This is a genomic window from Rhizobium sp. L43 (assembly GCF_002531725.1).
Lineage (GTDB): Bacteria > Pseudomonadota > Alphaproteobacteria > Rhizobiales > Rhizobiaceae > Rhizobium.
On record NZ_NWSQ01000004.1, the window covers coordinates 374,242 to 395,376 of the forward strand.

19 protein-coding genes are annotated in these 21,135 nt (G+C 61.4%); 9 read left to right on the forward strand and 10 right to left on the reverse strand.

Annotated elements, in window-relative coordinates:
- Window positions 1-2: 2 nt before the first annotated feature.
- Both mce and CO667_RS06905 read left to right on the forward strand, forming a co-directional pair.
- On the forward strand, window positions 3-407 hold the full coding sequence (gene mce / locus CO667_RS06900; protein ID WP_097617661.1) for a methylmalonyl-CoA epimerase: 405 nt from the start codon (window positions 3-5) through the stop codon (window positions 405-407).
- Window positions 408-557: 150 nt separating this feature from the next.
- Window positions 558-833 (forward strand): DUF1467 family protein, encoded by a 276-nt coding sequence (locus tag CO667_RS06905; protein WP_097617662.1) that lies wholly within the window; start codon window positions 558-560, stop codon window positions 831-833.
- Between the two features lie 308 nt (window positions 834-1,141).
- Here the strand turns inward: CO667_RS06905 and CO667_RS35290 are convergent, their stop codons facing one another.
- Window positions 1,142-1,417: a hypothetical protein gene (locus tag CO667_RS35290; RefSeq protein WP_179874061.1), complete on the reverse strand. Its 276-nt coding sequence runs from the start codon at window positions 1,415-1,417 to the stop codon at window positions 1,142-1,144.
- On the opposite strand from CO667_RS35290, the gene proS reads away from it, so the two are divergent.
- The 3 genes from proS to CO667_RS06920 are packed head-to-tail and all read left to right on the forward strand — an operon-like array spanning window position 1,416 to window position 4,759.
- The gene (gene proS / locus CO667_RS06910; protein ID WP_097617663.1) at window positions 1,416-2,738 is read left to right on the forward strand and encodes a proline--tRNA ligase; all 1,323 of its coding nucleotides are present in this window, start codon (window positions 1,416-1,418) and stop codon (window positions 2,736-2,738) included. The genes CO667_RS35290 and proS overlap by 2 nt on opposite strands.
- A gap of 15 nt (window positions 2,739-2,753) precedes the next feature.
- On the forward strand, window positions 2,754-4,061 hold the full coding sequence (locus CO667_RS06915; protein ID WP_097617664.1) for a lipoprotein-releasing ABC transporter permease subunit: 1,308 nt from the start codon (window positions 2,754-2,756) through the stop codon (window positions 4,059-4,061).
- 14 nt (window positions 4,062-4,075) lie between these two features.
- Entirely contained in the window at window positions 4,076-4,759 is a 684-nt protein-coding gene (locus tag CO667_RS06920; protein WP_097617665.1) for an ABC transporter ATP-binding protein, read from the forward strand.
- A 285-nt stretch (window positions 4,760-5,044) separates the two neighbouring features.
- Here the strand turns inward: CO667_RS06920 and CO667_RS06925 are convergent, their stop codons facing one another.
- Complete coding sequence (locus CO667_RS06925) at window positions 5,045-5,509, reverse strand: DUF5680 domain-containing protein (RefSeq protein WP_097617666.1); 465 nt, start codon at window positions 5,507-5,509, stop codon at window positions 5,045-5,047.
- A gap of 464 nt (window positions 5,510-5,973) precedes the next feature.
- Between CO667_RS06925 and dnaE the strand changes: the two genes are divergently transcribed.
- Entirely contained in the window at window positions 5,974-9,471 is a 3,498-nt protein-coding gene (gene dnaE, locus CO667_RS06930; RefSeq protein ID WP_097617667.1) for a DNA polymerase III subunit alpha, read from the forward strand.
- A gap of 95 nt (window positions 9,472-9,566) precedes the next feature.
- Here the strand turns inward: dnaE and CO667_RS06935 are convergent, their stop codons facing one another.
- Together CO667_RS06935 and CO667_RS06940 are read right to left on the reverse strand one after the other, a co-directional pair.
- Complete coding sequence (locus CO667_RS06935; protein ID WP_097617668.1) at window positions 9,567-10,823, reverse strand: L,D-transpeptidase family protein; 1,257 nt, start codon at window positions 10,821-10,823, stop codon at window positions 9,567-9,569.
- A 193-nt stretch (window positions 10,824-11,016) separates the two neighbouring features.
- Complete coding sequence (locus CO667_RS06940) at window positions 11,017-12,309, reverse strand: DNA polymerase IV (protein WP_097617721.1); 1,293 nt, start codon at window positions 12,307-12,309, stop codon at window positions 11,017-11,019.
- A 76-nt stretch (window positions 12,310-12,385) separates the two neighbouring features.
- Between CO667_RS06940 and CO667_RS06945 the strand changes: the two genes are divergently transcribed.
- Window positions 12,386-12,973 (forward strand): GNAT family N-acetyltransferase, encoded by a 588-nt coding sequence (locus CO667_RS06945; protein WP_097617669.1) that lies wholly within the window; start codon window positions 12,386-12,388, stop codon window positions 12,971-12,973.
- Here the strand turns inward: CO667_RS06945 and CO667_RS06950 are convergent.
- Window positions 12,948-13,622, reverse strand: a complete 675-nt coding sequence (locus CO667_RS06950; RefSeq protein WP_097617670.1) for a hypothetical protein — start codon at window positions 13,620-13,622, stop codon at window positions 12,948-12,950. The two genes, CO667_RS06945 and CO667_RS06950, sit on opposite strands and share 26 nt — an antisense overlap.
- Window positions 13,623-13,624: 2 nt before the next feature.
- Entirely contained in the window at window positions 13,625-13,933 is a 309-nt protein-coding gene (locus tag CO667_RS06955; protein ID WP_097617671.1) for a DUF3572 domain-containing protein, read from the reverse strand.
- Between the two features lie 132 nt (window positions 13,934-14,065).
- On the opposite strand from CO667_RS06955, the gene CO667_RS06960 reads away from it, so the two are divergent.
- Window positions 14,066-14,437, forward strand: a complete 372-nt coding sequence (locus CO667_RS06960; protein ID WP_003547430.1) for a response regulator — start codon at window positions 14,066-14,068, stop codon at window positions 14,435-14,437.
- 18 nt (window positions 14,438-14,455) lie between these two features.
- Window positions 14,456-15,829: a PleD family two-component system response regulator gene (locus tag CO667_RS06965; RefSeq protein ID WP_097617672.1), complete on the forward strand. Its 1,374-nt coding sequence runs from the start codon at window positions 14,456-14,458 to the stop codon at window positions 15,827-15,829.
- Window positions 15,830-16,577: 748 nt separating this feature from the next.
- Here CO667_RS06965 and rpmG read toward each other — a convergent pair.
- The 4 genes from rpmG to rnr form a co-directional block, all read right to left on the reverse strand.
- Complete coding sequence (rpmG, locus tag CO667_RS06970) at window positions 16,578-16,745, reverse strand: 50S ribosomal protein L33 (protein WP_003547442.1); 168 nt, start codon at window positions 16,743-16,745, stop codon at window positions 16,578-16,580.
- A gap of 92 nt (window positions 16,746-16,837) precedes the next feature.
- Window positions 16,838-18,022, reverse strand: coding sequence for an MFS transporter (locus tag CO667_RS06975; RefSeq protein WP_097617673.1), 1,185 nt, complete (start codon window positions 18,020-18,022; stop codon window positions 16,838-16,840).
- Between the two features lie 267 nt (window positions 18,023-18,289).
- Window positions 18,290-18,742 (reverse strand): DUF983 domain-containing protein, encoded by a 453-nt coding sequence (locus CO667_RS06980; protein WP_097617674.1) that lies wholly within the window; start codon window positions 18,740-18,742, stop codon window positions 18,290-18,292.
- A gap of 20 nt (window positions 18,743-18,762) precedes the next feature.
- A complete protein-coding gene (gene rnr / locus CO667_RS06985; RefSeq protein WP_097617675.1) occupies window positions 18,763-21,135 on the reverse strand; it encodes a ribonuclease R in 2,373 nt (790 codons plus the stop codon).

Below are 21,135 nucleotides of genomic sequence, written 5' to 3' on the forward strand. Positions count from 1 at the left end.
CCATGCTCGGCCGGGTAAACCACATCGCCATCGCCGTTCCCGATCTGGCAGTGGCGACGGCTGCCTATCGCGACACGCTGGGAGCTGCGGTATCGCAGCCGCAGGCTCTACCGGAACACGGCGTCACCGTCGTCTTCGTCGAATTGCCGAACACCAAGGTCGAATTGCTGCAGCCGCTTGGGCAGACCTCGCCGATCGCAGCCTTCCTGGAAAAGAACCCTTCCGGCGGCATGCACCACATCTGCTACGAGGTGGAGGACATCATTCTCGCCCGCGACCGGCTGGTTAAGGCGGGCGCCAGGGTGCTCGGCGACGGTCAGCCGAAGACCGGTGCGCATGGCAAGCCGGTCCTCTTTCTGCACCCGAAGGATTTCTTCGGCACGCTGATCGAACTCGAACAGGCCTGAGCCTATTCTAGCTGCGGCAGAGTGACCCGAAGGTAGCGAAAACTTTCCTTCGCTTTGAATTGGCCGCCGTTCCGCCGTATAAGGGCGCCCAACTCAAAGTGACAGAACGTCTTTCGCCGTCCTGTCGGCGCGACACCAACGGGAACCATAATGCTCGAAATCTTTCTTCAGGGATTTGCCGTCTACTTCATCATCTGGTGGATGACGCTTTTCGCTGTCCTGCCGATCGGTCTGCGCACCCAGGCGGAAGACAATGATGTCGTGCTCGGCACCGTTCCGAGCGCGCCCAGCCGGTTTCGCGCCGCCTTCGTCTTTTCGCTGACGACGCTGATTTCGGCTGTGATCTACGGCCTCTGGTATGTCTGCGACACCTATTTCGGCTGGGGCTTCGACGCCCTTCCACAACTCGGGCCGAGCTTCTATTAAAAGCTGGCTTTTGCCCAAACTTTGGGCAGATGTAAATTGGGCGGACGGTATACCGTCATACCAATGTCATGCAAAGAGCTCACGTAACGGAATGAGGCTCATCTCGTTACGGAAGACCGGTGGCTTTCCAAGTGGGATCGGGAGCCGAAAAACCAAAAAAAAACAAGGCTAAAAGCCTTGTTTTAAGTATCGCGTGATCTGTAACCGTTGCCGGGGCTGCGACGAGCGCGCCTAAGATCTGATCCTCCCAAGACTTGACCGCGAATTCGGCAAGAATTTATCCTTCCTGCCTGTTTTGTGAGCTAAAGCTAGCTCAAACATTGGGCTTTGTCATCAGCTTTTTTTGCATTTTTGCTACACTCTAGCAAAATTTTTCTGTTGACAAGATTTTCGTTCAAGTCCTTATAAACACGCGCTTTTTCACGCCCTGTCATTTTGCGGGTGCGAACATGCGCATGCGGGAGGTTGCCGACATCAGTTGCGGGTTTCCTTCCTGCCGCGAAGCGGCTATGAACGCTCCCGACATTAACCATTGTCTTTCGATTCCGCCTGCTGCGGGATCCAACTGCTTCGGAATCCGCCATGCGTCTGTCCCGCTATTTCATGCCCATCCTCAAGGAAAACCCCAAGGAGGCGGAAATCGTCTCGCACCGGCTGATGCTGCGCGCCGGCATGATCCGCCAGCAGTCGCAGGGCATCTATTCCTGGCTGCCGCTCGGCAAGCGCGTCCTCGACAAGGTCAACGCCATTATCCGCGACGAGCAGAACCGCGCCGGCGCCATCGAGCTGTCGATGCCGACCCTGCAATCGGCCGAACTCTGGCAGGAAAGCGGCCGCTACGACGCCTACGGCAAGGAGATGCTGCGCATCAAGGACCGCCAGGATCGGCCGATGCTCTACGGTCCCACCAACGAGGAGATGGTGACGGATATTTTCCGCTCCTCGGTCAAATCCTATAAGGACCTGCCGCTCAATCTCTATCACATCCAGCTGAAGTTCCGCGACGAGATCCGCCCGCGCTTCGGTACCATGCGCTCGCGCGAATTCATGATGAAGGATGCCTATTCCTTCGATCTGACACGCGAAGGCGCGGAGCATTCCTATAACAAGATGTTCGCCGCCTACCTCAGAACCTTCGATCGGCTCGGCCTGCGCGCCATCCCGATGCGCGCCGATACCGGCCCGATCGGCGGCAATCTCAGCCACGAATTCATCATCCTCGCCGATACCGGCGAATCCGAGGTTTTCTGCCACAAGGATTTCGTCGATTTCGACATTCCCGGCGAAGGCACCGATTTCGACAGCGTCGAGGGCCTGCAGGCGATCTTCGACAAGTGGACCTCGCTCTATGCGGCGACCTCGGAAATGCACGACGAGGCGGCTTTCAACGCCGTTCCCGAGGGCGACCGGCTTTCGGCCCGCGGCATCGAGGTCGGCCACATCTTCTATTTCGGCACCAAATATTCCGAGCCGATGGGCGCGAAAGTGCAGGGACCGGACGGCAAGGAACACTTCGTTCACATGGGTTCCTACGGTATCGGCCCGACACGCCTTGTTCCCGCCATCATCGAAGCATCGCATGACGACAACGGAATCATCTGGCCGGCATCGGTCGCGCCCTTCGATGTCGTACTGATCAACATGAAGGCGGGCGATCAGGCCTGTGACGATACCTGCGAGCTGATCTATGCGGCGCTGAGCAAGGCGGGCAAGGATGTGCTCTACGACGATACCGACGACCGGGCCGGCACGAAGTTCGCGACCGCCGACCTGATCGGCGTGCCCGTCCAGATCATCGCCGGCCCGCGCGCGGTCGCCAACGGCGAAGTCGAGGTGAAGGACCGCAAGACCGGCGCCCGCGAAACGATGACCATCGAGGCGGCGATCAACAGGTTCGTGGCTTAAGGAAACGGAGGCGAAATGGCAGAGGCAGCAGTGGACCGGAGTTCCAAATCCGGCTTGGGTCCGGCTGGCAAGCCATTTTCCACCTTCGAACGCCTCGTGGCGTGGCGCTATCTGCGCGCCCGCCGCAAGGAGGCCTTCATCTCGGTGATCGCCGGCTTCTCCTTCGTCGGCATCATGCTCGGCGTTGCGACGCTGATCATCGTCATGGCCGTCATGAACGGCTTCCGCACTGAACTCGTCTCGCGCATCCTCGGCATCAACGGTCACATGATCGTGCAGCCGTCCGACGGGCCCTTCACCGATTATCCCGACCTCGCCAGTAGGCTCGCCGCCGTGCCTGGCGTTAAAATGGCGCTGCCCTTGGTGGAAGGTCAGGTGCTTGCCTCCGCTCAGGCCGGCGGCAGCACCGGCGCTTTGGTGCGCGGCGTCCGCGCTGAGGATCTGGGCAAGCTCAAGATGGTCTCCGAGAGTATCAAGCCTCCCGGCGACATGGTGGGCTTTGCCTCCGGCCAGGGCGTAATGATCGGCACCCGCATGGCCGATCAGTTGGGTCTGCGTGTCGGTGATCTCATTACGCTGACGTCGCCAGATGGTGACATCACGCCGATGGGCGTCAGCCCGCGCATCAAGTCCTACAAGATCTCGGGCCTCTTCGAGATCGGCATGTCGGAATATGACTCCTCGATCATCTTCATGCCTCTCGAGGAGGCGCAGCTCTATTTCAACGCCGAGGGGCTGGTGCAGTCGATCGAGCTCTTCGTCGATCACCCCGACGATATCGACGCTCTCAAGCCCAAGGTGGAGGAGGCGGCCGGCCGCCAGATCGCCATCACCGACTGGCGCCAGCGCAACCAGACCTTCTTCTCCGCACTCCAGGTCGAGCGCAACGTCATGTTCATGATCCTGACGCTGATCGTGCTTGTCGCGGCACTGAACATCATTTCCGGCCTCATCATGCTGGTGAAGGATAAGGGCAGCGATATCGCCATCCTGCGCACCATGGGCGCCAGCGCCGGCGCGATCATGCGCATCTTCTTCATGACCGGAGCGGCGATCGGCATTGTCGGCACCGTTGCCGGCGTTCTGCTCGGCGTTCTCGTCTGCGTCAACATCGAATCCGTCCGCCAGTTCTTTTCCTGGATATCGGGCACGGTGCTCTTCAATCCGCAGGTCTATTTCCTCAGCCAGCTGCCGGCTGAAATGGATCTCAGCGAAACGATCTCGATCGTCGTCATGGCGCTGACGCTCTCCTTCATTGCGACCATTTTCCCCGCCTGGCGTGCCTCAAAGCTCGATCCGGTGCAGGCCCTGCGCTACGAATAAGGAATGCCGCCTTCATGAAACGCAACGTCGTTCTCAAGCTTACCGGCGTCGAGCGCCATTACGGGCAGGGCGATACGCTGCTCCCGATCCTGAAGGGCGCGGATTTTTCGATATCGAAAGGCGAAATCGTCGCTCTCGTCGCCCCCTCCGGCACTGGCAAATCGACGCTGCTGCATGTCGCCGGTCTGCTGGAGCATCCGGACGGCGGTGAAGTCACCATCAACGGCCATGCCTGCGACGGCCTGAGTGACGATAAACGCACGGCGATCCGCCGCAGCGAAATCGGCTTCGTCTACCAGTTCCACCACCTGCTGCCGGAATTCTCGGCGCTCGAGAACATCATGATGCCGCAGCTGATCGCCGGGCTGTCCTGGAAGGAAGCCGGAGAGCGGGCCGGCCAGCTTCTCGATTATATGCGCATCGGCCATCGCGGCGCCCATCGTCCGGGCGAGCTTTCCGGCGGCGAACAGCAGCGCGTTGCGATTGCCCGCGCCGTCGCCAATGCGCCGGCATTGCTTCTTGCCGACGAGCCCACCGGCAATCTCGACCCGGAAACGGCAAGCTACGTCTTCGACGCGCTGGAAGCGCTGGTGCGCCAGTCCGGCCTTGCCGCCCTCATCGCCACCCACAATCACGAACTCGCCCGCCGCATGGATCGGCGCGTGACGATCTCCGACGGCAAGATCGTCGATTTCTGAGGCTGTGGTCCGCGGCTGCCCCATTCGCGCCGATGACTTGCCCCTCACCCTAACCTCCCGGGATCGAGCCACTCGTCTCGACCCGCCCTTCGAACCCCGTAAACGGGGCGAGGGGACGTGCCAAACGCAGCGTCGAGGTTGGGGGAAGCTGGTGCGGCCATCTCCCTTCGCCCCGTTTACGGGGAGAAGGTGGCGGCAGCCGGATGAGGGGCTGATCTGGCCGATCTCCTCGCGGTACATTATGCACTCAATCCACATTTTTAACCGGACAGCAGCCGGCCGCGGTCAGGGGATGACCAGCCCGCCGCGATAGTCGAGCACATAGGCCCTCCGGCCCTCGACCACGATGCATTCCTGGCCGCTGAACCGCGCGCAGCCGCCGTTGCTGTGGTCGATGTAACGGCCGAACGGATGATCGAATTCCATGCCGCCCAGAAACCGGCCCTCTCGATACATCGCCGAAAGTGCCGCCTTGATCACCGCTCCGGCTGCCGCGCCATCGATGAGATCAGGCGCAATGACGCAGCCGAAATAATTCATCGCCCAGACGGGCTCGTCGGCAAACCACACCACTTCCTGCCCGGCGAAATCGGTGCCGCCGAAATAGCTGTCGAGATAGCGCCAGTCGCCGCTGAAATAGCCGATATCGTGGGAACCCGGCCGGCAGGGCGCGCGCGGCACGCCGCCGCCGACATAGGTCGCAGCCTTTGCTTCCACGACGAATTCATTCAGCATCGCAATGTCGAGCATGTGCATTCTCCCTTCGGCCCGATGCTGGCAAATATGCCGCGACATGTAAAGAACAAATGAAGAACATAGGCCGGAAATAAAGGCGCGCTCGGAGGTGGTGGAAGGGCAAGGCTGCCGCCGATCACGCCGAGTGCCGGTTCTCCGCGATTCGCAGGCACGAATCCGGCATTTTCCTAACGCAAGAAAGAAGGAAAAGATTCCTGTTGACAACGGAACATACATCGAACAAATTGAAAACATAACGAGTAAGGGAGAGCCAAATGACTGACATGATCCGTGATATCGCAGCATTCACCTCCATCGCAATGTTCGTTGCCAGCTTCTCGCTGATCGTGATGGCGATCTGAAATTTTCAGGGGACCGCATGGCACTCATGCGGTCCGGACGCGGGACTTCTTCTGGACATCATCGCCCTCTATGCCGACAATGCGTCCGATTCATTCGGGTGATTGGGAAGGCATATCATGGCGGATACGGCAAAGGGTTCAACGGGTGAGGCGACCGGCGGCACGCCGGGTTTCATCCACCTGAGGGTCCATTCCGCCTATTCGCTTCTCGAGGGCGCTTTGCCTCTGAAGAAGATCCTCTACAAGGCGACCGGCGACAGCCAGCCGGCGATTGCGATTACCGACACCAACAATCTGTTCGTCGCCCTCGAATTCTCTCAGAAGGCGATGGACGAGGGCCTGCAGCCGATCATCGGCTGCCAGGTTTCGATCGACATGGGAGACGGGTTGGAAACGGAAAAGCGCGGCGGCCAGCAGGCGCTGGTCAAGCTACCGTCGATCGTTCTTCTCGCTGCCACGGATGCCGGTTACGAACGGCTGGTTGATCTCGTCAGCCGCGCCTATCTCGGTGGTGAAAGCAACCAGGCCATTCATGTCAGCGCCTCCTGGCTGGAGGAGGCCGGCACAGAGGGGTTGATCGCATTGAGCGGCGCCTTGACCGGGCCGGTCGACGTGGCCATCAAGGAAGGCCATTCCGCTCAGGCGGAAGCCCGGCTGCTCACGCTGAAGCGTCTCTTCGGCGACAGGCTCTATGTCGAGCTGCAGCGGCACGGCACCTACGACAAGCGCCACGAGCAGAAGATTATCGGGCTTGCCTATGCCCACGACCTGCCGCTGGTTGCGACCAACGAGGCCTTCTTTCCGACCCGCGACGATTACGACGCCCATGATGCGCTGATGGCGGTCGCGCACAACGCCATCGTCTCCGACGACAGCCGCTTTCGCCTGACGCCGGATCACTATCTGAAGAGCCGGGCCGAGATGGTCAAGCTCTTCGCCGACCTGCCGGAAGCACTGGAAAATACGATCGAGATCGCGACGCGCTGCTCCTTCGTGCTGAAGACGCGAAAGCCGATCCTGCCACGCTTCACCGGTGCGACCGACGATGCCGAGGAGGCCGAACGCGCCGAGGCGAGCGAGTTGCGCCGCCAGGCGGTCGAAGGGCTGGACATGCGGCTTGCAACGCTCGGCATGTCGCCGGGCTACGAGGAAAAGGATTATCGCGAACGGCTGGATTTCGAGCTCAGCGTCATCGAGCGCATGCGTTTCCCCGGTTACTTCCTGATCGTTGCCGACTTCATCAAATGGGCCAAGCAGCAAGACATTCCGGTCGGTCCCGGCCGCGGTTCGGGCGCCGGCTCCCTGGTCGCCTACGCCTTGACGATCACCGACGTCGATCCCTTGCGCTTTTCGCTGCTGTTCGAGCGCTTCCTCAATCCCGAACGCGTCTCGATGCCGGACTTCGACATCGACTTCTGCCAGGACCGCCGCGAAGAGGTGATCCGCTACGTCCAGGCCAAATATGGTCGCGAGCAGGTGGCGCAGATCATCACCTTCGGTTCGCTGCAGGCGCGCGCCGCCCTTCGCGACGTCGGCCGCGTGCTTGAGATGCCCTATGGCCAGGTCGACAAGATCTGCAAACTCGTGCCGAACAATCCGGCCAATCCGACGCCGCTGTCCAAGGCGATCGAGGAGGAGCCGAAGCTGCAGGAGGAGGCGGCGAAAGAACCCGTAGTCGCGCGCCTGCTCGACATCGCCCAGAAGATCGAGGGGCTTTACCGCCACGCCTCGACCCATGCCGCCGGTATCGTCATCGGCGATCGGCCGCTGTCCAAGCTGGTGCCGATGTATCGCGATCCGCGCTCCGACATGCCGGTCACCCAGTTCAACATGAAATGGGTGGAGCAGGCGGGTCTCGTCAAATTCGACTTCCTCGGCCTGAAGACGCTGACGGTGCTGAAGGTCGCCGTCGATTTCGTCGCCAAGCTCGGCGTCAAGGTCGATCTCGCGGCCATTCCTCTCGACGACAAGAAGACCTACGAGATGCTGTCGCGCGGCGAAACGGTCGGCGTGTTCCAGGTGGAAAGTGCCGGCATGCGCAAGGCGCTGATCGGCATGAAGCCGGACTGCATCGAGGACATCATCGCGCTGGTGGCGCTCTATCGTCCAGGCCCGATGGAGAACATCCCGACCTACAATGCCCGCAAGCACGGTGACGAAGAGCTTGAATCGATCCATCCGATGATCGACCACCTGCTCAAGGAAACCCAAGGGGTTATCGTCTATCAGGAACAGGTGATGCAGATCGCCCAGGTTCTGTCCGGCTATTCGCTTGGGGAAGCCGACCTTCTCCGCCGCGCCATGGGCAAGAAGATCAAGGCCGAGATGGACCAGCAACGCGAGCGCTTCGTCGTCGGCGCCGTCAAGAACGGCGTGTCGAAGCCGCAGGCCGACAATATCTTCGAACTGCTGGCGAAGTTCGCCAATTACGGCTTCAACAAGTCGCATGCCGCCGCCTATGCCATCGTCTCCTACCAGACGGCTTACATGAAGGCGCATTATCCGGTCGAATTCCTCGCCGCCTCGATGACGCTCGACATGTCCAATACGGAAAAGGTCAATGATTTCCGTCAGGACGCCAAGCGCTTGGGTATCGAAGTGATCGCACCCTCGGTGCAGACCTCCTTTCGCCATTTCGAAACCGGCGACAACCGCATCTATTACGCGCTCGCCGCCCTCAAGGGCGTCGGCGAATCCGCCGTCGACCATATCGTCGAGGTGCGCGGCGACAAGCCCTTCGCCGGCATCGAGGATTTCTGCCTGCGCATCGATCCGCGCCAGGTCAATCGCCGCGTGCTCGAAAGCCTGATCTTTGCCGGCGCCTTCGATTGTTTCGATATGGACCGCGCCCAGCTTGCAGCCGGCCTCGACCGCATCCTCGGTTATGCCCAGCGCGCCCAGGAAAACAAGCTGAGCGGCCAGTCGGACATTTTCGGCAGTACGTTGACCACAGGGCCTGAGAAAATCTCCCTGCCGCCGTTCTCGCCCTGGCTCCCCTCGGAGCGGCTGCTCAAGGAATTCCAGGTGCTGGGCTTCTATCTCACGGCCCACCCGCTCGATTCCTACAACAACATCCTGCAGAAGATGCGGGTGCAGACCTTTGCCGAATTTTCACAAGCGATCAAACAGGGCGCGGCCAATGCGCGGCTTGCCGGCACCGTCATCTCCAAGCAGGAGCGCAAGACCCGCACCGGCAACAAGATGGGCATCATCGTCTTTTCGGATTCGTCCGGCCAGTTCGAAGCGGTGCTGTTTTCGGAAATGCTGAACCAGTATCGCGATATTCTGGAGTCGGGAAAATCCTTCGTACTGACGGCCACCGGGGAGGAGCGGCCGGAGGGCATCGGCCTGCGCATCCAGACGATCCAGTCGCTGGAGGAAAAGTCGCTGCAGATGCAGAAGGCACTGCGCGTCTATGTCAGAGATTCCGGGCCGCTGAAGATGGTCGCCGGCCATCTGAACGCCAAGGGCGACGGCCTCGTTTCCTTCATTGTCATCAAGGAGGACGGCAAACGCGAGGTGGAAGTGGCGCTGTCGGAGAAATACCGTATCACCCCGGAGATCGCCGCCGCCCTTCGCGCCGCCCCCGGTGTCGTCGATGTCGAGCTTGTTTGATTAATGCATGTCGCCCGGAAGTGTGCAGCGGTTCCGGGATAACGGCATGCATAAAAACAAAGGGCGTGACGCTCGTCAACTGCGGGTGACGGTGATCACCCGCGGGTGATCGTGATGAAATCCGTGCCTTCGCCGGTTTCGCGGCCAAGGCCGGTATCGGAGATCGTCAGCGTCGAGCCGGGCGCAATCAGCGCGTCGATCCTGCGGCGGGTTTCGTCGGGGATGGTGATGCGGCTGAGCGAACGGGCGATCGGTCTGCCTGTGACGATCGAGCTTTCCTGATTGGTGATGCCGAGCTGCTTCATCGTCTCGCGGGGGAGATTGTTCTCAAGCGTGATGCCGAGCCAGTCCGCCGTGCCGGCCTTTTCATCGACGGCATGCAGCGTGAAGAAATGCGTGCCGAGCGCCAAGCCCGGATCGGCGATCGTCACCGGCGCTTCGAAGATCGGCTTGAAGGCCTGGCGCACCATGATGACGCCGTTCGGCGGCGCACCCTTGCCGGTTGCGGCATAAACTTCCTTGAGCAGGGTGTCGGAGACCAGACTCCTGTCGCCGGCAAATTCCGCCGGCCGCAGCGCCCTGAAGGCCTTGATCGCCTGCACGGTCGACGGCCCGAGCAAACCGTCCGGATCGCCGGCGGAAAAGCCGAGCTGGTTGAGCAGGGTCTGGATGTCGATCACCGTCTCGCGCAGCGTGCGGCGGGTGATCAGCATGCTGATCGGCTCGGACAGTGGCTCAGCTTCGCGTGTTGCGGCCGGCTGTATTGTCGGCATCGGCATCGCAGCCGTGTCGTTCATTGCCACCTGCACCGGCTTTTCGGGGCTGTCGGGCATGGAGGGCCGCAACTCGACATCCGAAAGCAGCGGCATCGGCACCGGTGCGTCGGGATGGAAAAGGGTCGGGTGGTCGATCGGCTGCGGCACGACTTCACTGTTGCTGATGATGACGGGAACACCGGGGTCGGTCATCCCATAGAGCATTTTGGCGAAGGCGCCGGGCATGCGCACGCAGCCGTGCGAGGCTGGATAACGCGGCACGGAATTTGATTCATGCAGCGCGATGCCGGACCATGTCAGCCGTTGCATGAACGGCATCGGGGCGTTCGAATAGAGATTGGATTCGTGGTATTTCTGCTTTTCGAGCACCGAGAAGATGCCGCTCGGTGTTGTGTGGCCGTCCTTGCCGGTCGAGACCTTCGAGGTCGCGACGACCTCGGTGCCGTCATAGACCGCAAGCGACTGCTTGTCCTTCGAGACGATGATCTGCAGCGTGCGCGCATCCGCGGCAAGAGCAGGGTGCACGAGTGCGGTGGCCGACAGCAAGCCGAGGCCGAAGACAAGACGCGAGAACATGATACCCAACCATACGCAATACTGGTCCGGCACATTATGGGACGAAGTTTAAGGAAGATTTTATAGGCGGGGCGGCTGAGCGAGCTCACGCGTTAGAGCGCCGCGCGTCTTTCAGACGCGCTAAGGACGCTCTATCACTTTGAATCTGCGCATAATCCTTTCCGAAATCGATTCCGATTTTCGGGGTTATGCGCTAGTGATCGCGCTTGCTGCTGCCGAAGGTGTAGCCGGTCTCGACCGTCGTCTTGCCGAACTTGTCGCGCAGCTTGTCCATAGCCGCTTCCGCCGCCGCCCGCCGGCCCGATTGCTGGTCGATGAGATCGGGCGGATCGGCACGGGCGGCATCGCCGAGATCGCTGACGCCGATGCCGATCAGCCGGAACTTCGTGCCGTCGGTCTCTTTTTCGAGAAGCTCGAGCCCGGTACGAAAGATCCTGTCGGCAAGCTGGGTCGGGTCTTCGAGCTTGCGGTTGCGGGTGCGCGATTTGAAATCGGCGCTCTTCATCTTCAGGACCACGGTCTGGCCGGCAATGCCGTTTTTCTTCAGCCGCCAGGAGACCTTTTCGGAGAGGTTGCGCAGGATCGGCACCAGATCGTCATAACGCGAGATGTCGTCGAAGAAAGTCGTTTCGGCCGAAACGCTCTTGGCCGCATCGTTGAGATGCACTTCACGGTCGTCGATCCCCCGCGACAACCGGGCGAGCCGCTGGCCGATGCTGCCGTAGCGGCGCATCAGGTCGTTTTCCTCCATCTGCTGCAACTGGCCGATGGTGCGGATGCCGTCCGCCTCGAGCGTCGCCGCAAACGCCTTGCCGACCCCCCAGATCGTGGTGACGGGACGCGGCGCCAGGAATTCGACCGCTTCCTCACGGCCGATGACGGAAAAGCCGCGCGGCTTCTGCAGGTCGGAGGCGACCTTGGCGAGAAATTTGCAATAGGAAAGCCCGACCGAAACGGTGATGCCGATCTCCCTTTCGATGCGGCGGGCGAATTTGGCGAGCGTGCGCGCCGGCGGATCGTGATGCAGTCTCTCGGTGCCGCCAAGCTCCAGAAAGGCCTCGTCGATCGACAGCGGCTGTACCAGCGGCGTCAGCTCCTGCATCAGTGCGCGCACCTGGCGCCCGACCCGGACATATTTCTCCATGTCGGGGCGGATGACGATCGCCTGGGGGCATGCTTCCAGCGCCTTGAACATCGGCATCGCCGAACGCACGCCGTGGATGCGGGCGATATAGCAGGCGGTGGAGACGACGCCGCGTTTGCCGCCGCCGATGATCACCGGCTTGTCGGCAAGTTCCGGATTGTCGCGTTTCTCCACGGCCGCATAGAAGGCGTCGCAATCGATATGCGCAAGCGTCAATGCGTAGAGCTCGCGATGGCGCACGAGGCGGGGGCTGCCGCAGGAAATGCAACGGCGCGCCTCGCCCTTCTGCTCGGCAAGGCAGTCGCGACAGAAGCCGGGTGTCTTGTCGGGCGCGGGTGTCATGATGAGAACAAAGATTGAACGCCGGGACATTACGCCTTAAGCTTGCGAGTCACAAGAGAGGGCGGGAGCTTTGCCTTTGGATAAGGATCTTCGTTTCGAACCGGTTACGTCGGAGCACTGGAGGGACTTCGAAACCCTGTTCGGGCCACAGGGGGCCTTCTATAATTGCTGGTGCGTGGCGCTGCGTTTGCCGCATGCCACGAGGACTCGGATGGTTGCCGACGAGCGCAAGGCGCATATGCGGGAACGGATCGCGGCGGGTCCGCCGCCGGGCATCCTCTGTTATGCCGACGGTGCGCCGGTCGCCTGGGTGCAGGTCGGGCCGCGCCATGACGTGCCGCAGTTCAATTCGCCGCGCACTGTCTCGCGGCCGCTGGAGGAGGGCGATGCGCATGATCCCTCCATCTGGGCGGTCAGCTGCTTCTTCCTGCTGCCCAGACTGCGCGGCAAGGGAATGAGCCATCGCCTGCTCGCCGGGGCGATCGATCATGCGCGGCGTCAGGGCGCGCGGCGGCTCGAAGCCTGTCCGATCGATCATGTGAAGCAGTCGAAATCGGTGACGCTCTGCATCGGCTCGACGGCGATCTTCGATGCCGCCGGTTTCGAGACGGTGGCGCGGCGCAAGGACGGCCGTCCGCTCATGCGGCTGGAACTGCGCGACTGACCGTGCCGGACAGAAAATGCGCTTGGATGAGCTCGGCCGCATGCGCCCAGTCGGCGGCGCGGGTGATGTCTTCGGCGGCTGCCGGTGCGAAACGATGGACGGGCGAGTTCGGCATCAGGTGAATCAGCAGGCAATCGGCGACGTGATCCCTGACGGAATGCAGATTGCGCGCCATATCATCAATGAAGACGACGGGAAGGGAGCGGCTGGCATGCAAGGCGTGAACGATCGGCCCCTTGGGCTCTTCGGTGGCAAGCAGCGGAAAAAGCAGGCCGATCCTGTCGAGCAGGCGGCGGCGCTGCTCCTGAAACCGCGGCTGCATGGCTGTCAGGAAAAGCACATCGGCCTCTTGCGACAGCCGGTCGAGCGTTTCGACGACACGGTCGAGCGGGGTCTGCCACTGCTCCTGCGCCGCGAAGAATTCCTCGATCAGCCGGCTGACCTGCCGATCCTCGATCTCCGTGCCGTCCGCTTGCGAGACGATGTTGCCGTGAAGCTTGAACGAGCGCGGCAGAAACGCGTGCCCCTGGCTCTCAAGGAAAAGCTGGAAGGGGCCGATGAACTGCAGCACGACGTCATCGACGTCGCAGACGATCAACGGCCGTTCGCCGAGGCGGATATGCGAAATGTCGAATTCCCCGGAGGTCACAGTCAGTATTCTCCGGAATCGAGGCCCGGCGACGAGAAATGCCGCCAGGCGGCGGTCACCGTCTCCGGGCTTATGCCGCTCGCCGCGCAGAAGGCCATGGCCGTCGGTTCGTGGTTCATCAGGAAATCCATCATGCCGGCGAGGAATCCCGGATCGTTGACGGCGCTGCGCACCTGGCCGGGCGCAACACCGGTGAGCGCAAGGAAGCGGCCGAACATGTCGGGATCGTCGGCAAGCCAGCCGAGCACGGCGATCGCGGTTGCGTGCGGGTCGGCTGCCGGTTGTTTCGAAGTCTTGAAGTTGCTTTGCATTTCGAGGGGTAAGTTACCTTTTCTTCAACCAAATACCGGTAGCGTGCGCTATCGGTTTCACGGAGCTATTGTCCGCATGTGCCTTTCTCATGGGACGAACCGCTGCGCGAACGGACGTAGGGACAGCTTGTCATGCCCAAACAGGTGATGATTGTAGAAGATAACGAGCTCAACATGAAGCTCTTTCGCGACCTCATCGAGGCGTCCGGCTATACCACGATCCAGACCAGAAATGGCATGGAGGCGCTCGATCTGGCGCGCAAGCATCGTCCCGATCTCATCCTCATGGATATTCAGCTTCCCGAGGTCTCCGGCCTCGAAGTCACGAAATGGCTGAAGGAAGACGACGAGCTGCACGTGATTCCCGTCATCGCCGTCACGGCTTTCGCGATGAAGGGCGACGAGGAGCGGATCCGCCAGGGCGGCTGCGAGGCCTATGTTTCCAAGCCGATCTCGGTTCCGAAATTCATCGAGACGATCAAGACCTATCTGGGCGATGCCTGACGCATCGGAAAGACAATTATGACTGCGCGAATACTGGTGGTTGACGATATCCCGGCCAATGTGAAGCTGCTCGAAGCGCGGCTGCTTGCGGAATATTTCGACGTGATGACCGCAGCCGACGGCTACACGGCGCTGGCGATCTGCGAGCGCAACCAGGTCGATCTCATCCTGCTCGACATCATGATGCCGGGGATAGACGGTTTCGAGGTCTGCGAGCGGCTGAAGGCCAGCCAGAAGACCGCCCATATTCCCGTCGTCATGGTCACCGCGCTCGACCAGCCGGCCGATCGCGTGCGCGGCCTGAAGGCCGGCGCCGACGATTTCCTCACCAAGCCGGTCAACGATCTGCAGCTGATCTCGCGTGTGAAGAGCCTGCTGCGCTTAAAGACATTGAGCGATGAGCTGCGCATCCGCGCCGACACCGCCCATACGATGGGCATCGACGACCTCACGCGGGCAGGCGAGGGCCGCGCCGACGAAACCGCTCAGGTGCTGCTCGTCGACGGCCGCGCCAATTCGCAGGAGCGCATCATCAAGGCGCTGAAGCCGGTCGCCGACGTGCTTGCCCTTTCCGATCCGCAGGCCGCCCTGTTCGAGGCGGCCGAAAGCGCCTTCGATCTCGTCATCGTCAATGCCAACTTCGACGATTACGATCCGCTTCGCCTCTGCTCGCAGCTGCGCTCGCTGGAGCGCACACGCTTCCTGCCGATCCTGATCATCACCGAGCAGGGGGCTGACGAGATGGTCGTGCGCGCGCTCGATCTCGGCGTCAACGATTACATCATCCGTCCGGTCGATCCCAACGAGCTGCTTGCCCGCAGCCTGACGCAGATCCGCCGCAAGCGCTATAACGACCGCCTGCGCGCCAGCGTCAAGCAGACGATCGAGCTTGCCGTGACCGATCCGCTGACCGGCCTTTACAATAGGCGCTATCTCGACAATCACCTGAATGTGCTTTTCAACCGTTCAATGGCGCGGGGCCGGCCGCTTTCGGTGCTGATCACCGATATCGATCGCTTCAAGCAGGTCAACGACACTTACGGCCATGACGGCGGCGACGAAGTGCTGCGGGAATTTGCAAACCGCGTCCGTTCGACCATTCGTGGTGCCGACCTCGCCTGCCGCTACGGCGGCGAGGAATTCGTCGTCGTGATGCCCGACACTTCGCCGGAAATTGCCGCCACCGTCGCCGAGCGCCTGCGCGCGGCGATCGAAAGCGCTCCCTTCATGCTGAAACACGCAGGTCAAGCGCTGAACGTCACCGCCTCCTTCGGCATCGCCTCGCGGATTGCAACGGTGCTGACCCCGGACCAGCTGATGAAGCAGGCCGATCTCGCGCTTTACGAGGCCAAGAATACCGGCCGCAACCGCGTGGTCGCCGCAGCTGCCTGACGAATCATTTGCCGCCATAGGCGCCATTTGCGGGTTTTCCATTGCGGTAAGTGAATTGTTACCGATTTTTAATCCTCGCCTGTGCAATGCGAGGCGAAATTTCAGAACTCAATAGCCTAAAAATGGACTTCCGGCGTTGCTGCGGATCTGCCACCGCGTGACAGTCTTGACGGAGCCGAGGCCCTGGCTCCAGATGAAATGGAGACTATAAAAAATGCCCATCGCCTGCAGGCTCAAATAGAGTGCGGCGACGTCACCTCACGTAGGGGGAGGGGAGACCTAAGTTATTCGGTTATAGTGTCGAATTTCTTAGCGTGATCGGACATTAGGCTTCCGGCTCAAGCAGAGCCCATAAATCTTTGTATGTCCCAAAATTGGACTTTTAACCATAGAATCAAGCTAAGAATTTTCACCATTAAGAATTTGTTGATTTTCTTTCATTTTTGCGCAAATTATCGGCTCATAAGAGAAGCGCTCCCGTTGAGGAGTTGTCGATACCCCATGATGCTCAGGTCCGCCGCATCTCCTGGGTCGTGGGGTCGGTCGGCTGGTACGCAAATTATAGCGGTTCCTCGTGCCGTTTTGCATGCTGGTCGACCCCCTTACACGAAAACGCCGCCACTTCCCGAAGATGGAAGGGCGGCGTTTTTCTGTTTGCGCTATCATCTTCCAGTGAGGATCAATTCGGGCAACAAAAAACGCGCAACCCGAAGGCGCGCGCTTTTTTGAAATCCGTTAGGCCAAGTGATTACTTGATCTTGGTTTCCTTGAACTCGACATGCTTCTTCGCAACCGGGTCGTACTTCGTCTTCGTCATCTTGTCCGTCATCGTACGGCTGTTCTTCGTGGTGACGTAGAAGAAACCGGTGTCGGCTGTCGACAGCAGCTTGATCTTGATTGTTGTAGCCTTGGCCATGGTCGTCCTGCCTTTAAGAAAATGAAAGCCGTGGAAGCCGGATGGGCTCCACGGCAAATCCTGGCGCGAAACTACGAATCCCGCCCGAAAAGTCAAGCCCGTTTTCGAATGAACATCAGTCTGATGCCGGAAAGTAGGGCGTAAAGACCGAAGAAAGCGGCAATCGCCCAGGCAAACCCGTTATTTCCAGCGACATCGATCGCCGCGCCGATCGCCTGCGGCCCGGCCACGGTGCCCATCGCATAACAGAAGACGAAGGCAGCATTGGCGGCCGCAAGGTCGGAGCCTGTCAGCCGCGAGCCGAGATGGCTGAGGCCGACCGTATAGAGGCCGGAGACGCAACCGCCCCAGAAAAGCAGCAGCCCGGCCATCAGCAGCCAGTTGTCGAGCAGCAACGGCAGCATCATCGAGCCGATGAAGCCCATCAGCGCCATGCCGGCCAGAAGCGGTCGCTTGTCGGCGATGCGGTCGGAAAGCAGGCCGAGCGGGATCTGAAAGATGACGTTGCCGACGCCCATCATGGTGAGCAGCAGGGCTGCTTGCGATTCGGTGAAATGGGCGCGCACCGCAAAGATCGGGAAAAGCGACAGACCGCCCGCCTCGACCGCGCCGAAGATGAAGACCGCCGCCGTCGCCGTCGGCACCAGGAAGACGTAGCGCATGAAATGCAGCTCCGGTTTTTCCTCGAGCGCCGGGCTTTCGTCGCGGGCGATGAAGATCGGAATGGCGGCAAGCAGGATGGCGCCGGCGCCGATCAGGAAGGGGAAGATGCCGTCGCTGCCGAGGATCGAAAACAGCAGTGGCCCGGCCGCAAAGCCGAGGGAAAGCACGGTCGCATAGATGCCGAGCACGAAGCCGCGTTTGGAAGGTGGCGAAGCGGCGTTGATCCAGAATTCGGAGAGGATGAACAGCGTCGTCGTCGCACCATGGAAGGCGAAACGCAGCGGAAACCACATCCAGAAATCCTCGGCATAATAAAAACCGAGGGCACTCAGCGCCGAAATCAGCACGGCCCAGAGCATGGTCGGCGCAACGCCGTATTTATGGGCGAGCTTGGTGGTGATGGGTGCGGCAGCCATCGCCGCGACCCCGGCCATCGCCGTGTTGAGCCCGATCAGGGTGGACGAGATGCCGCGTTTTTCGAGGATGATGCTGAGGAGGGGCAGCCCGAGGCCGATTGCTATGCCGACGGCCGATATGGACGAGATGGCTGCCACCAGAGAAGGCCAATGGATTTCCTCGACATCGCCCGGTGTGCCGTTTCTCGGCTGAGACATTTATCCATCCTTAGAAAGCTACGCGAGCGAATCGGCCGGTCACCTCACACAGAAAGACACAGGCGTGCCAAATCCAGGTGACGGGCGGCGTTTCGCAGTATTTCCGATGTGAGTGACCACCTGCGGAATGTAAAGCCTGTTCAGACAAGAAAAGCTTACCATGTCAAGTCGTTGAGGATCGTCGGCTGCCCCGGGTGGTGATCGCTGGAGCGCTGCCACTACACGTCAAATATGTCTGGAAGGTGAAGGCGCTGAAGCGATTGCGGCCTAGTCCGGCCGGCCGGGAATGTCATAATCGTCGGGATCGTCGCTCCCACCACCGAAACCGTGCATGCGCAGCGCCCATTGCAGGCCGATGACGCCGCCCTTGATCGGCTGGATCGAGGCAAGTGCAGTGATGACGGTGATCGGTGCCCAAATGGCAAGATGCACCCAGACCGGCAGCACGAAGGTCATGTCGGTCAGCATATAGCCGCCGACCACGACGTGGCCGAGAACGAGGATGACGATATAGGGCGGCAGATCGTCGGCGCGTTGGTGATGCATCGCCTCGCCGCAGGCGGCGCAATGATCGACCGGCTTCAGGAAAGCGCGAAAGAGCTTGCCGTTGCCGCAGGCCGGGCAGCGGTTCATCAGCCCCCGCATGATGGAGCGCCCGACCGGGCGCTCGACCTCGGGCGCATCCCCGTAGCGGACGGCCGGATCGGTTGGTGTGCTCATCGCGTATTTCCTTTTCGAAACTAGTGCCGTCCGCGAGGCGGCCTCGTTCCGGGCTTCTTGCGGACCTGGCCCTTGTCGCGGCGGCCGGCTTTGTGAAAGGAGCGCACCGCCGTCGGCACCTTGCGGCCTTCGCTGACCATCTCAAAACGCAGCGCGCCGGCAAGCGGGATCGCCTCGGCAAGCTTCACCGTGACGTTGTCGCCAAGGCGATAGCCGAGCCCTGTTCTTTCACCCGAGAGCGCCTGATGCGCCTCGTCATAAATGAAATAATCGGTGCCGAGCGTCGATATGGGGACGAAACCGTCGGCGCCATAGTCCGGCAGGACGACAAAAAGCCCGGATTTCGTTACGCCCGAGACCCGTCCGGCAAATTCTTCGCCGACCCGGCCGGCAAGGTGATGGGCGATCAGCCGGTCGACCGTCTCGCGCTCGGCGGCCATGGCCCGGCGCTCGAAGGTCGAGATTTCGGCGGCGATATCGTCGAGAGTGCCTTCTTCGTCGGGGGTGATGCCGCCTTCGCCGAAGCCGAGCGAGCCGACGAGGGCGCGGTGCACGATGAGATCGGCGTAGCGGCGGATCGGCGAGGTGAAATGGGCGTATTTCATCAGGTTGAGGCCGAAATGGCCGATATTCTCCGGACCATAGATCGCCTGGCTCTGCGAGCGCAGGACCATCTCATTGACCATGGTCTGGTGCGGCGTGCCGTCCGCCTTCGCCAGGATGCCGTTGAAGTTGTTGGCGCGCATGTTGCCGCCCTTGGCGAGCGGGATGCCGAGCGTGGCCAGGAACTCGCGCAGGATTTCCTGCTTGGCAAGCGTCGGGCCGTCATGGATGCGGTAGATCAGCGGCTGGCGCTTCTTTTCCAGCGTCTCGGCGGCTGAGACGTTGGCTTGGATCATCATCTCTTCGATCAGCTTGTGCGCATCGAGCCGCGGCGGCACGACGACTCTATCGACGGTGCCGTCGGGCTTCAGCAGGATCTTGCGCTCCGGCATGTCGAGTTCCAGCGGCTGGCGCCGGTCGCGTCCGCGTTTCATCACCTCATAGGCGTGCCAGAGCGGCTTCAGGATCGGCTCGAGCATGGGGCCGGTCTGATCGTCCGGCTTGCCGTCGATCGCCGCCTGCGCCTGCTGGTAGGAGAGCTTGGCCGCGCTCTTCATCATGACGCGATGAAAGGTGTGGCCGATCTTGCGGCCTTCCCCGGAAAAGCTCATGCGCACGGCAAGCGCTGGGCGGTCGACGCCTTCTTTCAGCGAGCAGAGATCGTTGGAGATGCGCTCCGGCAGCATCGGCACGACGCGATCCGGGAAATAGACCGAGTTGCCGCGTTTCAGCGCCTCGCGGTCGAGCGCCGACTTAGGGCGGACATACCAGGAGACGTCGGCAATCGCCACGGTGACGACGACACCGCCGGGATTGTCGGGTGAGGGGTCGAGTTCGGCATAAACCGCGTCGTCATGGTCCTTGGCGTCGGCCGGGTCGATGGTGATCAGCGGCACGTCGCGCCAATCCTCGCGATGCGACATGCTGGCGGCTTGTGCGGCTTCCGCCTCGGCGATGACGGCAGGCGGGAAGACATGCGGGATGCCGTGTGCATGGATCGCGATCATCGAGATCGCCTTTTCCGAACCGACCGAGCCGACGACGGAAAGCACCTTGGCACGCGGCAGGCCGAAGCGGCCGAGACGGGCGATTTCGACCTCGACCAGGTCGCCGTCCTCAGCACCGCCGGTGAAGTCGGGATCGATCATCATCTCCTCGCCGCGCCGCTCGATCGGCAGCAGTCGGCCGCCGCCGCCGGGTGCGGTGCGGAAAACGCCCATCGAGGCGCCGCGGCGCCTGTCGATCACCTTGATGATCCGTGCCGTATAGGCCGGGCCGCCGCGATCGACGGCCGGGAAGATCTTCGCCAGGATGCGGTCGCCGAGGCCGGCGACAGGCGCCTTGCCCTTGCCCTGGCGGCCTGCGGGCGATTGCTGGCGGATGGCGACGGCAGGGGCGACGCCCTGGTCCTCCGGCCACTCCGCCGGTCGGCCGATCAGGTCGCCATCCTTGTCGCGCGTGGTGATATCGAGCACGGTGACCGGCGGCAGCGCACCGGGACGGATCAGCGACTTCCGGGTCTTCTGCAGCATGCCTTCCTGCTCGAGCTCCTGCAGCATGTGCTTGAGCTCGACGCGGTTGTCACCCTTCAGGCCGAAAGCCTTGGCGAGTTCGCGTTTGGACGCTTTCTGCGGATGATCGGCGATGAAGCGCAGGATCACTTCGCGGGAGGGCAGGGCGCCGTGGATGATGTTCAGCGGCTCGACGGCGGGAGCATCCTTGCCGGCGCGGCCGATCTTGCCCGGGCGTTTGCCCGCGGGATTTGTTCTTTCGCGCGGTATCCTGCTCAC

Excerpts from the sequence above, each read along its gene's own strand:
- CO667_RS06935 (WP_097617668.1), bottom strand. The coding sequence starts at position 10,823 with ATGTTCTCGCGTCTTGTCTTCGGCCTCGGCTTGCTGTCGGCCACCGCA.
- CO667_RS06925 (WP_097617666.1), bottom strand. The coding sequence starts at position 5,509 with ATGCTCGACATTGCGATGCTGAATGAATTCGTCGTGGAAGCAAAGGCT.
- proS (WP_097617663.1), top strand. The coding sequence starts at position 1,416 with ATGCGTCTGTCCCGCTATTTCATGCCCATCCTCAAGGAAAACCCCAAG.
- rpmG (WP_003547442.1), bottom strand. The coding sequence starts at position 16,745 with ATGGCCAAGGCTACAACAATCAAGATCAAGCTGCTGTCGACAGCCGAC.
- CO667_RS06905 (WP_097617662.1), top strand. The coding sequence starts at position 558 with ATGCTCGAAATCTTTCTTCAGGGATTTGCCGTCTACTTCATCATCTGG.
- CO667_RS06960 (WP_003547430.1), top strand. The coding sequence starts at position 14,066 with ATGCCCAAACAGGTGATGATTGTAGAAGATAACGAGCTCAACATGAAG.
- CO667_RS06940 (WP_097617721.1), bottom strand. The coding sequence starts at position 12,309 with ATGACACCCGCGCCCGACAAGACACCCGGCTTCTGTCGCGACTGCCTT.
- CO667_RS06920 (WP_097617665.1), top strand. The coding sequence starts at position 4,076 with ATGAAACGCAACGTCGTTCTCAAGCTTACCGGCGTCGAGCGCCATTAC.
- CO667_RS06965 (WP_097617672.1), top strand. The coding sequence starts at position 14,456 with ATGACTGCGCGAATACTGGTGGTTGACGATATCCCGGCCAATGTGAAG.
- CO667_RS06975 (WP_097617673.1), bottom strand. The coding sequence starts at position 18,022 with ATGTCTCAGCCGAGAAACGGCACACCGGGCGATGTCGAGGAAATCCAT.
- mce (WP_097617661.1), top strand. The coding sequence starts at position 3 with ATGCTCGGCCGGGTAAACCACATCGCCATCGCCGTTCCCGATCTGGCA.
- dnaE (WP_097617667.1), top strand. The coding sequence starts at position 5,974 with ATGGCGGATACGGCAAAGGGTTCAACGGGTGAGGCGACCGGCGGCACG.
- CO667_RS06955 (WP_097617671.1), bottom strand. The coding sequence starts at position 13,933 with ATGCAAAGCAACTTCAAGACTTCGAAACAACCGGCAGCCGACCCGCAC.
- CO667_RS06980 (WP_097617674.1), bottom strand. The coding sequence starts at position 18,742 with ATGAGCACACCAACCGATCCGGCCGTCCGCTACGGGGATGCGCCCGAG.
- CO667_RS06915 (WP_097617664.1), top strand. The coding sequence starts at position 2,754 with ATGGCAGAGGCAGCAGTGGACCGGAGTTCCAAATCCGGCTTGGGTCCG.
- CO667_RS35290 (WP_179874061.1), bottom strand. The coding sequence starts at position 1,417 with ATGGCGGATTCCGAAGCAGTTGGATCCCGCAGCAGGCGGAATCGAAAG.